We start from the raw sequence: 12653 nt of genomic DNA, 5'->3' as shown, positions 1-12653 counted from the left end.
GGTTATCATGTCTGGTTTTGATTATGTTAGCGCGGCAAAGCGTGTTTTAGATACCGAAGTACAAGCACTTCAACACCTTGAGCGCTACTTTGACGAGCAATTTGAATCGGTATGTGATGCGATTCTCAACCACCAAGGCAAGGTTATTGTCATGGGGATGGGTAAATCAGGACACATTGGTAAGAAAATTGCGGCTACGCTTGCTAGCACTGGCACATCAGCGTTTTTTGTCCACCCAGGAGAAGCTGCTCACGGCGATTTGGGTATGATTGAAGCTCGCGATCTCGTTATCGCCATCTCTAACTCTGGTGAGTCACACGAAATCATTAGTTTGTTCCCTGTCTTTAAGCGCCTTGGTATTACTACCGTAAGTATGACTGGAAAACCTGAATCTAACATGGCAAAGCTCTCTGATTTTCATTTGCAAATCACTGTTCCTAAAGAAGCGTGCCCACTTGGCCTAGCACCTACTTCTAGCTCGACGGCAACTCTGGTTATGGGAGATGCATTAGCCATCGCCTTATTAGAAGCTCGTGGCTTCGGTGAAGAAGACTTTGCCCTGTCTCATCCGGGCGGCGCATTGGGTCGTAAGTTACTACTTAAACTGAGTGATATCATGCATTCAGGTAAAGCGCTGCCTGTCGTCGGTCCGCAGACCTTGGTACGCGACGCACTACTAGAAATTTCCGATAAAGGACTTGGCATGACAACTATCGTGGACAACGATATGAACTTGCTAGGTATCTTTACCGATGGAGACTTGCGACGTATTCTTGATAAACGAGTCGATATTCATGACACCACCATTGGTGAGGTCATGACCGTTAACCCAACCACTGCTGCGCCTAATATGCTAGCGGCTGAAGGGTTAAACTTAATGCAATCGAAGAATATTAACGGTCTTGTACTACTCGATGATAACAAAGTCGTGGGTGCACTCAATATGCATGACTTATTAAAAGCAGGAGTAATGTAGTGTCTAAACAAGTTGAAACGCTCTATGGTTTGGTGGCTTCATCCACTTACGATAAAGCAGCAGACATCAAACTCCTGATTTGCGACGTGGATGGCGTCTTCTCCGATGGCTTGATTTATATGGGCAACCAAGGTGAAGAGCTAAAAACCTTTCATACTCGTGACGGTTACGGTATTAAAGCTTTAATGAGTGCGGGTGTAGAAGTAGCCATCATTACAGGCCGTCGCTCACAGATCGTTGAAAATCGTATGACTGCACTGGGTATTTCTTTGATTTACCAAGGGCAAGATGACAAAGTCACCGCATACCAAGATATTTGTCAAAAGCTTGCTATCCCAGCATCGAAAACGGCTTACATCGGTGATGATCTTATTGATTGGCCTGTCATGGCGCAGGTCGGCTTAAGCATCTGCGTGGCGGATGGACATCCACTGCTAGCCAGAAAAGCGGATCACGTCACTACGATTCCGGGTGGACGCGGTGCAGTTAGGGAAGTTTGTGATCTGATCCTAGAATCAAAGGGCGAACTAGAGCTTCACAAAGGTCTTAGTATATGAGTTTGTCTCGTATTCTTTATAGTCTACTTGCCATTATTTCTATTGGGTGTGCGGTTTATTTGTACACCAAGGATGAATCGAGCACGATTCAGATTGTCCCTGATATTGAACTGCCAGCTTTCAGTGGAATAAATGTCCATAACATTTCTTACTCTGATACCGGCATTCGAAGCTATACGATCAACTCCGTACATCTGGAACATTTCGCTCAAAAAGGGAATACTATTTTTGAAAGTCCTGTATTGTCTATTTACGCGAATGGTACAACAAAAGAGTGGGAAATTTCCGCAGATAAAGCCATTTTAGACAAGGATGAAGTACTCACTTTATACGACAATGTTCTAGCTCAAAATCTATTACCAGAGTCAGGATTTGATACACTATCAACACAGAAGATGAGCATTAAACTAACCAACAGAGACTTTTGGTCCGATACCAAAGTCATTATGCTCGGCCCTCAATTTGAAACACGCGGCGAAGCGATGAAAGGAAATTTCGCAGACAATATCGCCGAGGTTTATAACAAAGTGAACAGTAGATATGAAACTCTCACACCTTAGTTTAGGTATTTGCTTACTTTTACCTATATCAGCAATGGCATTATCAACAGACTCAGAGCAACCGGTGTATATTGACTCTGACTCTCAGCAGCTTGATATGAAAAGCAACCAAGTAACCTTCGAAGGCGATGTAAAGCTTAAACAAGGTAGTATTAACATCAATGCCGATAAAGTGATTGTTACACGTGAAGCAGAAACGGGCACAATTCAGGTTATCGAAGGTTTTGGCGATCTAGCGACATTTTCGCAACTTACTGACGACGGCAAAACCTTATATGGTGAAGCAAAACAGTTACATTACTCACTGAAAAACGATCAATTGACCATGACAAATAAAGCGATGCTATCTCAAGACGACAGTATCATTCGTGGCAGTGTCATTAAGTACAGAATCTCATCACAAAAACTCATCGCTGATGGCGACTCGAAAGGAAGAGTATCTACTGTGCTTCAACCACAACAGATTCAAGAGAAGTAATTGTATTTATGGCGTTATTGAAAGCGACACATTTAGCAAAAAGCTATAAAAACCGTAAAGTGGTCTCAGACGTTAGTCTTTCGGTTGAGTCTGGTCAGATAGTGGGATTGCTGGGCCCTAACGGCGCAGGTAAAACTACGTCGTTTTATATGATTGTTGGTCTGGTTGCCCGTGATGAAGGCACCATCACTATTGACGGAGAAGATATTAGTATTCTCCCAATGCATAGCCGCGCCAAAATGGGCATTGGCTACCTGCCACAAGAAGCCTCCATTTTCAGAAAGCTCAGTGTTGAAAACAACATTATGGCAGTGCTTGAGACTCGTAATGAGATCACTCAAGAAGAGCGACAAGATAAGCTAGAGGACCTGCTGGATGAGTTCAATATTCAGCACATTCGAAAAAGTGCTGGGATGGCGTTGTCTGGCGGCGAACGTCGACGTGTCGAAATTGCTAGGGCTCTAGCCGCTAACCCACAATTCATCTTACTGGATGAGCCGTTTGCGGGTGTCGACCCAATTTCAGTGATTGATATTAAGAAGATCATCGAGCACTTACGCGATAGAGGCTTAGGAGTTCTTATCACCGACCATAACGTTCGTGAAACCTTAGATGTGTGTGAAAAAGCATACATTGTGAGCCAAGGTCATCTAATTGCTGAAGGAAGTCCTGAAGATGTTCTCAATAATGAACACGTAAAACAGGTTTATCTCGGTGAACAATTCAGACTATGATTTAATAGGCTTGGATAAAATTTTAATAATAGGCTAGCAATACTGCATGAAACCCTCATTACAACTCAAGCTAGGTCAACAGTTAGCAATGACGCCCCAGTTGCAACAAGCAATTCGCTTGCTGCAATTGTCGACGCTCGATCTGCAACAAGAGATTCAAGAGGCCCTAGACTCAAACCCATTACTTGACGTGGAAGAAACCGTGGAAGAAGCACCGCCTTCTAATGAGGAAAAGTCGAGCCCTGAAAGTAAAGAAGAAGTATCTGCAGAGCCAGTTAGCGAACCAGAACCGAAAGATAGCTCTGAGCAAATTGAAAGTTCTGAAATATCGACAGAACTTGAAATGGATACCACTTGGGATGATGTCTATAGTGCCAATACCGGTAACACGGGTATTGCCGCTGATGATGACATGCCAATATATCAAGGTGAAACCACACAGTCTCTTCAAGACTACTTAGTTTGGCAATTAGACCTCACGCCATTTACTGAAACAGATCGTGCCATCGCCTTAGCCATCATTGATGCTGTCGATGATTACGGCTATCTGACCCTGTCCTGTGAAGAGATTCTCGATAGTGTCGATATTGAGGATGTTGAGCTTGATGAAATTGAAGCGGTAAGAAAACGCGTTCAGCAATTCGATCCACTAGGCGTTGCATCTCTTAATCTGCAAGATTGCCTATTACTGCAACTCGCGACTTTCCCTGAAGACACTCCATGGCTCGCTGAAGCTAAGTTGGTCTTGTCTGATCATATCGATCAACTGGGTAACCGTGATTACAAACTCGTGATTAAAGAGACGAAGCTTAAGGAAGCGGATCTTCGAGAAGTTTTGAAGCTAATCCAACAGCTTGACCCTAGACCAGGCAGTAAGATAACACCTGATGAAACTGAGTACGTAGTGCCTGATGTCTCCGTATTTAAAGACCGCGGAAAATGGATAGTTCAGATTAACCCGGACAGTGTTCCAAGACTGAAAGTGAATCAACAATACGCGAAGCTCGGTACAGGCAACAGTGCTGACAGCCAATATATTCGCTCTAATTTGCAGGAAGCGAAATGGTTGATTAAGAGCCTTGAAAGTCGCAATGAAACTTTACTCAAAGTCGCTAAATGCATTGTCGAACATCAGCATGACTTTTTTGAATACGGTGAAGAGGCAATGAAACCTATGGTTCTCAACGATGTTGCCCTTGCTGTAGACATGCATGAATCGACGATTTCTCGAGTGACCACTCAGAAATATATGCATACCCCACGCGGCATTTTTGAGCTGAAGTATTTCTTCTCAAGCCACGTATCGACTGACAATGGCGGCGAGTGTTCCTCGACAGCCATTCGAGCACTAATCAAGAAGCTTGTCGCTGCTGAAAATCCAGCCAAGCCATTGAGCGATAGTAAAATCGCAGCGCAACTAGCTGACCAAGGAATTCAGGTTGCTAGACGAACAATAGCGAAATACCGTGAGTCGTTGGGCATCGCCCCTTCCAGTCAGCGTAAACGCCTACTTTAAGGCCAATAACTAAGAAGGAAAGTCTATGCAAATTCAAATTGAAGGCCACCACGTCGATGTCACTGAGTCAATGCAGGACTACGTTCAGAGTAAATTCCAAAAACTGGAACGTTTTTTCGATCATATAAATAGCATTAACGTCATATTAAAAGTTGAAAAATTAAACCAGATCGCAGAAGCTACGCTCCACGTTAATCAAGCTGAAATTCATGCGGCGGCAAATGATGAAAGTATGTATGCTGCCATTGACGCGCTAGTCGATAAGCTCGTCAGACAATTGAACAAGCATAAAGAAAAATTAAGTAATCACTAAAATGCAAATAAGTGAAGTATTAACTCTGGACTGCACCAAAAGTGCAGTCCCTTGTACGAGTAAAAAACGCGCCTTAGAAATTATTAGCGAAATCGCTGCAGAGCATACTGGTCAAAACTCTACCGAACTGTTCGAATGCATGTTGAGCCGTGAAAAAGTGGGTAGCACTGGTATTGGCAATGGTATTGCTATTCCTCATGCTAGAATGCATGACAGCGATAAAGCGGTTGCGGTGTTACTTCAGTGCCAAGCGCCCGTTGACTTCGACTCTATTGATAACCGCCCAGTTGACCTTATGTTCGCACTGCTAGTTCCAGATGCGCAGTGTAAAGAACATTTAAAGACTTTGTCATGTATGGCAGAGCGATTAAATGATAAAACTGTCCTAAAGCAACTTCGTAATGCTCAATCCGATCAAGAGCTTTACGATATTATTGTTAGCCATTAGAACAAGCTGAGAAAAAATGCGATTAGTCGTTGTAAGTGGACATTCAGGCGCAGGTAAAAGTGTGGCGTTGCGAGTGCTAGAAGATTCTGGTTACTACTGCGTTGATAACCTACCAATCGATTTACTAGAAGCCTTTGTGGATTCATCGAAAGATTCCCAACAAAGTGTTGCCGTCAGTATTGATATTCGTAACCTGCCTGACAACCTGAATAACTTAACCTCTAAGTTGAAACAATTGTCTAAACAACATGACGTCAAAGTGCTTTTCCTTGATGCGTCAAAGCCAGTGTTGTTAAAACGCTACAGTGAAACTCGTCGTATCCACCCTCTTTCTCAGCGTAAAGATAAACTGTCACTTGAACAGGCTATTGATGTAGAGCACACACTTCTCAAACCCATCAAAGAGCATGCTGACTACATCATTGATTCGAGTGAACAATCCATACACGACTTAAGCGAAGCTATTCGTTTTGAATTAGAAGGCCAAGAGAAGAAAGATCTTGTCATGGTTTTCCAATCGTTTGGGTTTAAATACGGTATGCCAAGTGATGCAGATTACGTATTTGATGTTCGTTTTCTCCCCAATCCACATTGGCAGCCAGAATTAAGACCTATGACTGGGTTAGATGCACCGATTAAGTCTTTCCTAGAAGCTTATCCTGACGTCATCGAGTTGAAACAACAAATTCAAGGCTTTGTTGAACGTTGGCTACCTCAACTGGAAAAGAACAATCGCAGCTATCTAACAGTCGCAATTGGTTGTACCGGCGGTAAACACCGCTCTGTTTATATCACTCAGCAGATTGGTGAATATTTTGCTCAGCTCGGCCATCAAGTAAAAATTCGTCACGCATCGCTAGAGAAAAACAACTAACAGGAATCCAAATGTCACTATCTCGCACTGTTCTCATTCAAAATCGTCTTGGTTTGCATGCTCGTGCTGCGGTCAAGTTAGTAGAATTAGCACAGAGCTTCGAGGCAACCGTGACGATTTGTAATCATGAACAGAAAGAAGCGACAGCAGATAGCGTGATGGGTCTTCTTATGCTCGAGTCTGCTCAAGGTGAGAACATCACCATTAAAGCGTCAGGAAACCAGGCTGAGGATGCTCTGCAAGCGGTATGCGAGTTGGTTGAACACCGTTTTGACGAAGACGAATAGATTCCGCACACTTTTCTGTTTTATTTCCACTCTCCGATAACTTCTTCGCGCCCTGTAGGTTACTTGAACCCAAAATTAAGCTACTATTCAATACATTAAAAAGCAGTTGAGTGTAGGGGGCATCCATGGCGGAGCAAATAGAATTCGATCAAGCTCACCAAACCCTCCAAGAAGTTAGTGAAGCGCTAGAAAATGGCCGCTTCGTTTACGTAAGAAGACAACTTCAGGACATGGAGCCTGAAGATATTGCCCATCTTCTAGAAGCCTCTCCACGTAAAAGTCGTGAAGTCCTGTGGCAACTCACCGACCCTGAAGACTATGGTGAAATCCTTGATGAACTCAATGAGGACGTCAAAGATAGTCTAGTCTCCAAAATGGCGCCAGAAAAACTGGCTGAAGCAACGGAAGGCATGGACACCGATGACGTAGCTTATGTCCTACGTAGTCTGCCTGATACCGTATCGCGCGAAGTCCTGTCACAAATGGACACCGCAGACCGTTTGCGTGTCGAGACTGCCCTTTCTTACCCAGAAGATACCGCCGGCGGTATCATGAATACCGATGTAATCACTATTCGTGGCGATGTCGATGTCGATGTGGTTCTGCGTTACCTGCGCATGAAAGGTGAGCTACCGGAAGCGACAGACGCACTGTATGTGATAGACGAAGAAGATATGCTGATTGGTCACCTTTCTTTGACCACACTTTTAACCACTCAGCCCGATGTCAAAGTCGTCGATGTCATGGACGATGCCGATGAGGCAATCCATGTTGAAACTAGCGATTCGGACGTTGCCTCGTTATTTGAACGACGCGACTGGGTCTCTGCCCCTGTTGTCGATAGCGAACACCACCTAGTCGGTCGTATCACCATCGATGACGTGGTCGATATTATCCGAGAAGACGCCGAACACTCAATGATGAGTATGGCGGGCATGGATGACGATGAAGATACCTTTGCGCCGGTTGTGAAATCTGCTCGTCGACGCAGTGTTTGGCTAGGCGCCAACGTACTTGCCGCTTTAGCAGCAGCATCTGTCTCCAATATGTTTGAGGCCACATTAGAGCAGATGGCAGCGATAGCAGTCTTGATGACTATTGTACCTTCCATGGGAGGGGTTGCAGGTAACCAAACCGTTGCCCTCGTAATCCGAGGCTTAGCTTTGGGTCATATCGGTGACAGTAACCGTCGAGAACTGCTACTCAAAGAAGCCGCCATCGGCTTTCTCAATGGTGTCCTCTGGGCTCTAATTATCGGTGGTATCGTAGTAGCTTGGAAAGGTGATTGGATGTTAGGCGGGATTATCTCTGCCGCCATGATGACCAATTTACTGGTTGCTGGCATTGCTGGCGTTACCATCCCTATTCTGCTCAAAAAAATGAATATCGACCCTGCCTTAGCGGGCGGAATGGCTCTTACGACCATTACCGATGTTGTTGGTCTTTCGGTCTTCTTAGGCTTAGCTACCATAATGATCAGCTAATGCTAGATACAAAAAGGGCGTAACCAGCAGGTTACGCCCTTTTTCTCTATTTGAGATTTACTCACCAGCGACTTTCATTGATTCCAACAGGATAGAGCCCGTTTGAATTTGTGAGCGCGTTTCAACATCACTACCAACTGCTACAATTTGCTTGAACATTTGCGCCAGATTACCAGCAACGGTAATTTCCGAGACTGGGTATTGGATTTCTCCATTTTCGACCCAGAATCCTGCTGCACCGCGAGAGTAATCACCAGTCACGATATTTACCCCTTGCCCCATCACTTCGGTTACCAGCAGGCCAGTGCCAAGCGTTTTCAACATGGCATCAAAATCTTGCCCTGTCGACTTAACAAACCAGTTATGAATACCTCCAGCATGCCCTGTTGGCGTCATATTCAGTTTGCGCGCAGCGTAACTGGTCAGTAAGTAGGTCGCCAACTTACCGTCAGTGATAATATCTAAATCTTGAGTTGCCACACCTTCGTTATCAAACGGACTAGATGCTAAGCCTTTAAGTAGGTGAGGTTTTTCTTCAATAGCAAACCAATCTGGCAGAATCTGTTCACCCAGTTTATCTAGCAAGAATGACGACTTACGGTATAAATTACCGCCGCTAATCCCCATTACTAAGTGTCCCATGAGGCCAGTCGCAACATCGTTGGCAAAAAGCACTGGGTATTGACCCGTTTTAACTTTTCTAGGGTCTAGACGCTCAACTGTTTTGATAGCAGCCTTTTCTCCGACCGATTCTGGTGTCCACAAATCATCACGGTGACGAGCAAGGGTATAACTGTAATCACGCTCCATATCGCCATTTTGGCCTTGGCCAATGACGCTACAGCTAATGCTATGACGGCTAGACGCATAACCGGCCAACAGACCATGAGAGTTACCATAGACCTTAACGCCATAGTGGCTGTCGTAACTAGCACCATCACTCTGCTTTATTTTGTCACTGTAAGCTAATGCTGCTTTCTCAGCAGCAATCGCTTTTTGCGCAGCTACATCGGGATTTGGCTCATCTGGATGGAAGAGATCAAGGTCTGGGATATTCGTTACCAACAACTCTTTTGGAGCTGGCCCTGCAAATGGGTCTTCGGAGGTGTACTGGGCAATATCCAGTGCAGCAGCTACCGTTTGTGCAATGGCTTTTTCACTCAAATCAGAGGTTGAAGCACTGCCCTTACGCTGTCCACGGTATACCGTGATACCCAGCGCACCGTCACTATTAAACTCTACGTTTTCCACTTCACACATGCGCGTGGAGACGCTTAAGCCAGTGCTTTTAGTAATAGCGACCTCAGCGGCATCTGAATTTACTGAAGCCATATCCAGCGCTTTAGCAACAGCGGCTTCTAGCTCAGCTTGCTGCTGAGCAACTTGCTCTCTTACATCCATAATTCATCTAACTTTTATCGTTTAATTGAGACTAGAATAACAAGGTTTTCGCATTCTCCCCAGATTTCTTGCTAAAATAGCCAATATTCGTAATGAGATAGTGATATAGGCAGTAAACATGGCCCGCAAAAATCAGAAAGCGCCTTGGGAAGAGGAAGAAGAAATCATTTGGGTGAGCAGAACCGAAATGAAAAACGACATGGAAGAGTTGCAAAAACTCGGTGAAGAGTTAGTTGGACTAAAGCCTGCTGTGTTGGATAAGTTTCCTCTTAGTGAAGATCTGAGAGAAGCGGTCGCCGATGCCCAGCGCTTCAAGAACGAAGCTCGACGTCGCCAACTGCAATACATTGGTAAGCTGATGCGTACCGAAGACCCAGAGCCAATTCAAGCGGCTCTCGACCGTGTACGTAACAAGCACTCACAGTCTACTGCGGCACTTCACAAACTTGAGCAACTGCGTGATCGTATTGTAGAACAAGGTGATGAGGCCATCGCGGATGCACTTGAGTTGTACCCAAACCTCGACCGTCAGCGTCTACGCCAACTTGCTCGTCAAGCCAACAAAGAAAAGAAAGCTGGAAAGCCTGCGAAAGCATTCCGTGAAATTTTCCAAGCACTTAAGCACGAAGAAGAACAAGAATTCTAACTTCAACGCTCAATTTAAGACCGTAAGGGCAGCGTAAGCTGCCTTTTTTATATCCGCAAAACGCTAATGCGCCGCTTTTACAAACCGCGCGAGCTCTTGATTGTCATGCTGCGCCGTCAACGCCGAGATGTCTCCTTCAACAGTGATGATGCCATGACTAAGGTAGGCAAACCGGTTGGCAATGGCTTTGGCATCACTAAGGTGATGCGTCACCATAATAACTGTCGCTTGTTTTTCTTGAGCTAGAGAGTGAACAACCGACAGCATTTCTTTACGAAGTACCGGGTCTAACGCCGAAAACGGCTCGTCAAGTAGCCAAATCGGGTGAGGCTGAACAAAGCAACGAGCTAAAGCCACTCGCTGCCTCTGCCCACCGGAAAGCTCAGACGGTAACCGTTGAATCTTATCAATAAGACCCACCTTGTCTGCCGCATCTCGCACTCGCTGTTGATCTTCTGCAGTTAGTTTTAGGGCTGGATTGAGTCCTAGAGCAATATTATCGAACACTGAAAGGTGCTCGAATAAGTTGTGCTCTTGAAACAACATTGATAAAGGCCGCTGATGCGGCTGCTTAGATTGAATCTCTTCATCATCGACAGATATCATTCCCGATTCAGGCTGACAAAAACCCGCTATAAGCGCCAACAGTGTCGATTTACCTGCACCACTGGGGCCAATCAACGCCAACACATCACCTTTTTCTACTGAGATAGAAAACCGAAACCAATCACTGTGGTAGCGATAATCGACATGATCCATTGTTAACATTATGATTTCTCTCGCTCGTTCGCTACAGGCCCTAACAACGACTCCGTTAAGGTAAATACACCAATACTCAAAATAAACAGCACTAGGGATACTACAGCCGCTGCTTGCAGTTGATAGCTGCCCATCAGCTGATAGAGGTAAAGCGGTAAGGTATTAAAGTTCTGACTTCCAAATAGCGCGATAACGGTAAGATCGCCCATGGAAAGGACAAAGCTAATCGAGAAAGCATGCAATATCGGTGCGCGGATTGCTCTCCATTCCATTAACCAAAATCGTCGAATGCCATGCAGTCCTAAACTTTGCCAAAGCAGGTGATATTGCTTGGCTAACCTCAACATTGGCTGATTAAGTGTTTTGATAACATACGGCAGCGCCATCAAAGCATTCACAACGACAACGATCCCAAACGCAAGACTAAACACATTGGTCATTCCGCGAAGCATTAGAAAAGTCGCTGTACTCAATACCAACGCGGGTGTCACCAAAATAACCGTACCAACAAACTCCACGCCATCCGCACGGCCATAGTGAGACTTTATTCGTAACATTCGTGAACTACTCAATAGCACAATGCCAACCACTAACGCGATACTAGCAGCCATGATTGCCACTTGTAACGAGGTCATAACTGCCGACCAGAACTTGCTATCAGCAAGCACTGACCACAATTTCTCATTCAGTCCACTTGCAACAATGGCAATAAGTGGCGGAATGACCAGCATTAGGGTTGCCATGATCCAAAAGCTATCCCAGCACTTTTTCAACCATGAGTCTTGAGGTTGAATGGTTGGCATGTCGCTATAATTGGTTTTACCCTCCAAGTCTCGACTGAATTTGCCAATAAACAGCACCAGTAATGCGCAAATTAACATTTGCCATAATGCCAGAACCGCTCCGGTTTGTAGGTCAAAATCAAACTTGATCGCTTGATAAATCGCTAGTTCAATCGTAGTGGCTTTCGGACCGCCACCTAACGCCATGACGGTTGCAAAACTGGTAAAACACAACATGAAGACTAAGCCAATAACATGAGGTAAATGTGCTTTTAGTCGTGGCCACTCCACTAATCTAAAACACTGCCAGCTGTTCATTCCCAAGTGCAGTGCTAACTTGCGCTGCTCTAGTGGAACACTTTCTATCGTCACTAAAAGCAAACGGGTTGAAAAAGGTAAATTAAAGAATACGTGTGCGAGCAAAATACCGTTTAAACCATAGAGGGGAAACGGCATAGAATCGTTCGAAGTGAGCCACCATTGAGCAATAACGCCTTGATTGCCATAAATGGCGACAATGCCAAACACACCGACCAGTACTGGCATCACCAAGGTGGTCGCAAACAATTTGAGCAACCATGATCTTCCCCAAAAATGGCGACGAGAAAACGCATGTGCCACTGGGATAGCAAGCCCTACACTTAGCAACGTTGATAGACTTGCTTGCCAAAAGCTAAATTTGGCTACGTGCTGGTAGTATGGGTCAGTAAACAGCAGAGCAATATCAGTCATTGACGAGTAGGAAAGCAGTGTCCACAACGAAGCCAGCACATATATGGCAATGAGCAAAGCAATCACTAAACCTGATTTTGGTATTTGGGTCACAATAACCTCAATG

15 protein-coding genes are annotated in these 12653 nt (G+C 44.9%); 12 read left to right on the top strand and 3 right to left on the bottom strand.

Features of this window, described 5'->3' with window-relative positions; genetic code table 11:
- The first annotated feature begins 4 nt into the window (after positions 1-4).
- From HOP38_RS01075 to mgtE, 11 genes are all read left to right on the top strand, one after another.
- Positions 5-976, top strand: a complete 972-nt coding sequence (locus HOP38_RS01075) for a KpsF/GutQ family sugar-phosphate isomerase (protein WP_086027636.1) — start codon at positions 5-7, stop codon at positions 974-976.
- A complete protein-coding gene (gene kdsC, locus HOP38_RS01070) occupies positions 976-1533 on the top strand; it encodes a 3-deoxy-manno-octulosonate-8-phosphatase KdsC (protein ID WP_006073282.1) in 558 nt (185 codons plus the stop codon). The genes HOP38_RS01075 and kdsC overlap by 1 nt, the downstream gene beginning before the upstream one ends.
- The gene (lptC, locus tag HOP38_RS01065; RefSeq protein WP_006073281.1) at positions 1530-2093 is read left to right on the top strand and encodes an LPS export ABC transporter periplasmic protein LptC; all 564 of its coding nucleotides are present in this window, start codon (positions 1530-1532) and stop codon (positions 2091-2093) included. Before kdsC ends, lptC begins: the two co-directional genes overlap by 4 nt.
- On the top strand, positions 2074-2571 hold the full coding sequence (gene lptA / locus HOP38_RS01060) for a lipopolysaccharide transport periplasmic protein LptA (RefSeq protein WP_006073277.1): 498 nt from the start codon (positions 2074-2076) through the stop codon (positions 2569-2571). The genes lptC and lptA overlap by 20 nt, the downstream gene beginning before the upstream one ends.
- Before the next feature lie 8 nt (positions 2572-2579).
- Positions 2580-3305: an LPS export ABC transporter ATP-binding protein gene (gene lptB, locus HOP38_RS01055; protein ID WP_006073275.1), complete on the top strand. Its 726-nt coding sequence runs from the start codon at positions 2580-2582 to the stop codon at positions 3303-3305.
- Positions 3306-3351: 46 nt separating this feature from the next.
- A complete protein-coding gene (locus tag HOP38_RS01050; RefSeq protein WP_198557263.1) occupies positions 3352-4821 on the top strand; it encodes an RNA polymerase factor sigma-54 in 1470 nt (489 codons plus the stop codon).
- Between the two features lie 25 nt (positions 4822-4846).
- On the top strand, positions 4847-5134 hold the full coding sequence (hpf, locus tag HOP38_RS01045) for a ribosome hibernation promoting factor (protein ID WP_006073271.1): 288 nt from the start codon (positions 4847-4849) through the stop codon (positions 5132-5134).
- 1 nt (position 5135) lies between these two features.
- Positions 5136-5582, top strand: a complete 447-nt coding sequence (ptsN, locus tag HOP38_RS01040; RefSeq protein WP_006073263.1) for a PTS IIA-like nitrogen regulatory protein PtsN — start codon at positions 5136-5138, stop codon at positions 5580-5582.
- A gap of 16 nt (positions 5583-5598) precedes the next feature.
- Positions 5599-6456 carry an RNase adapter RapZ gene (gene rapZ / locus HOP38_RS01035; protein WP_124940563.1) on the top strand — a complete coding sequence of 286 codons (858 nt, stop codon included), beginning with the start codon at positions 5599-5601 and terminating at the stop codon, positions 6454-6456.
- A gap of 11 nt (positions 6457-6467) precedes the next feature.
- Positions 6468-6743: an HPr family phosphocarrier protein gene (locus tag HOP38_RS01030; protein WP_006073260.1), complete on the top strand. Its 276-nt coding sequence runs from the start codon at positions 6468-6470 to the stop codon at positions 6741-6743.
- A 125-nt stretch (positions 6744-6868) separates the two neighbouring features.
- On the top strand, positions 6869-8227 hold the full coding sequence (gene mgtE / locus HOP38_RS01025) for a magnesium transporter (RefSeq protein ID WP_124940562.1): 1359 nt from the start codon (positions 6869-6871) through the stop codon (positions 8225-8227).
- Between the two features lie 57 nt (positions 8228-8284).
- On the opposite strand, the gene pmbA is transcribed toward mgtE, so the two are convergent.
- The gene (gene pmbA, locus HOP38_RS01020; protein ID WP_006073258.1) at positions 8285-9628 is read right to left on the bottom strand and encodes a metalloprotease PmbA; all 1344 of its coding nucleotides are present in this window, start codon (positions 9626-9628) and stop codon (positions 8285-8287) included.
- 118 nt (positions 9629-9746) lie between these two features.
- On the opposite strand from pmbA, the gene yjgA reads away from it, so the two are divergent.
- A complete protein-coding gene (yjgA, locus tag HOP38_RS01015) occupies positions 9747-10274 on the top strand; it encodes a ribosome biogenesis factor YjgA (protein ID WP_006073257.1) in 528 nt (175 codons plus the stop codon).
- 63 nt (positions 10275-10337) lie between these two features.
- Here yjgA and thiQ read toward each other — a convergent pair whose 3' ends face one another.
- Complete coding sequence (thiQ, locus tag HOP38_RS01010; RefSeq protein ID WP_198557262.1) at positions 10338-11042, bottom strand: thiamine ABC transporter ATP-binding protein; 705 nt, start codon at positions 11040-11042, stop codon at positions 10338-10340.
- Positions 11042-12640, bottom strand: coding sequence for a thiamine/thiamine pyrophosphate ABC transporter permease (gene thiP / locus HOP38_RS01005; RefSeq protein WP_198558235.1), 1599 nt, complete (start codon positions 12638-12640; stop codon positions 11042-11044). The genes thiQ and thiP overlap by 1 nt, the downstream gene beginning before the upstream one ends.
- Positions 12641-12653: the final 13 nt, after the last annotated feature.

The organism is Vibrio mediterranei (assembly GCF_013364395.1).
In the GTDB taxonomy this organism is placed as follows: Bacteria; Pseudomonadota; Gammaproteobacteria; order Enterobacterales; family Vibrionaceae; genus Vibrio; species Vibrio mediterranei.
The sequence above is the reverse complement of the archived record's forward strand: the minus strand, read 5'-3'. Positions and strand labels throughout refer to the sequence as shown.

Bases quoted from the DNA above. Each gene is read 5' to 3' on its own strand.
- lptC (WP_006073281.1), top strand. From the start codon at position 1,530: ATGAGTTTGTCTCGTATTCTTTATAGTCTACTTGCCATTATTTCTATT.
- lptA (WP_006073277.1), top strand. From the start codon at position 2,074: ATGAAACTCTCACACCTTAGTTTAGGTATTTGCTTACTTTTACCTATA.
- lptB (WP_006073275.1), top strand. From the start codon at position 2,580: ATGGCGTTATTGAAAGCGACACATTTAGCAAAAAGCTATAAAAACCGT.
- HOP38_RS01050 (WP_198557263.1), top strand. From the start codon at position 3,352: ATGAAACCCTCATTACAACTCAAGCTAGGTCAACAGTTAGCAATGACG.
- hpf (WP_006073271.1), top strand. From the start codon at position 4,847: ATGCAAATTCAAATTGAAGGCCACCACGTCGATGTCACTGAGTCAATG.
- ptsN (WP_006073263.1), top strand. From the start codon at position 5,136: ATGCAAATAAGTGAAGTATTAACTCTGGACTGCACCAAAAGTGCAGTC.
- rapZ (WP_124940563.1), top strand. From the start codon at position 5,599: ATGCGATTAGTCGTTGTAAGTGGACATTCAGGCGCAGGTAAAAGTGTG.
- HOP38_RS01030 (WP_006073260.1), top strand. From the start codon at position 6,468: ATGTCACTATCTCGCACTGTTCTCATTCAAAATCGTCTTGGTTTGCAT.
- mgtE (WP_124940562.1), top strand. From the start codon at position 6,869: ATGGCGGAGCAAATAGAATTCGATCAAGCTCACCAAACCCTCCAAGAA.
- pmbA (WP_006073258.1), bottom strand. From the start codon at position 9,628: ATGGATGTAAGAGAGCAAGTTGCTCAGCAGCAAGCTGAGCTAGAAGCC.
- yjgA (WP_006073257.1), top strand. From the start codon at position 9,747: ATGGCCCGCAAAAATCAGAAAGCGCCTTGGGAAGAGGAAGAAGAAATC.
- thiQ (WP_198557262.1), bottom strand. From the start codon at position 11,042: ATGTTAACAATGGATCATGTCGATTATCGCTACCACAGTGATTGGTTT.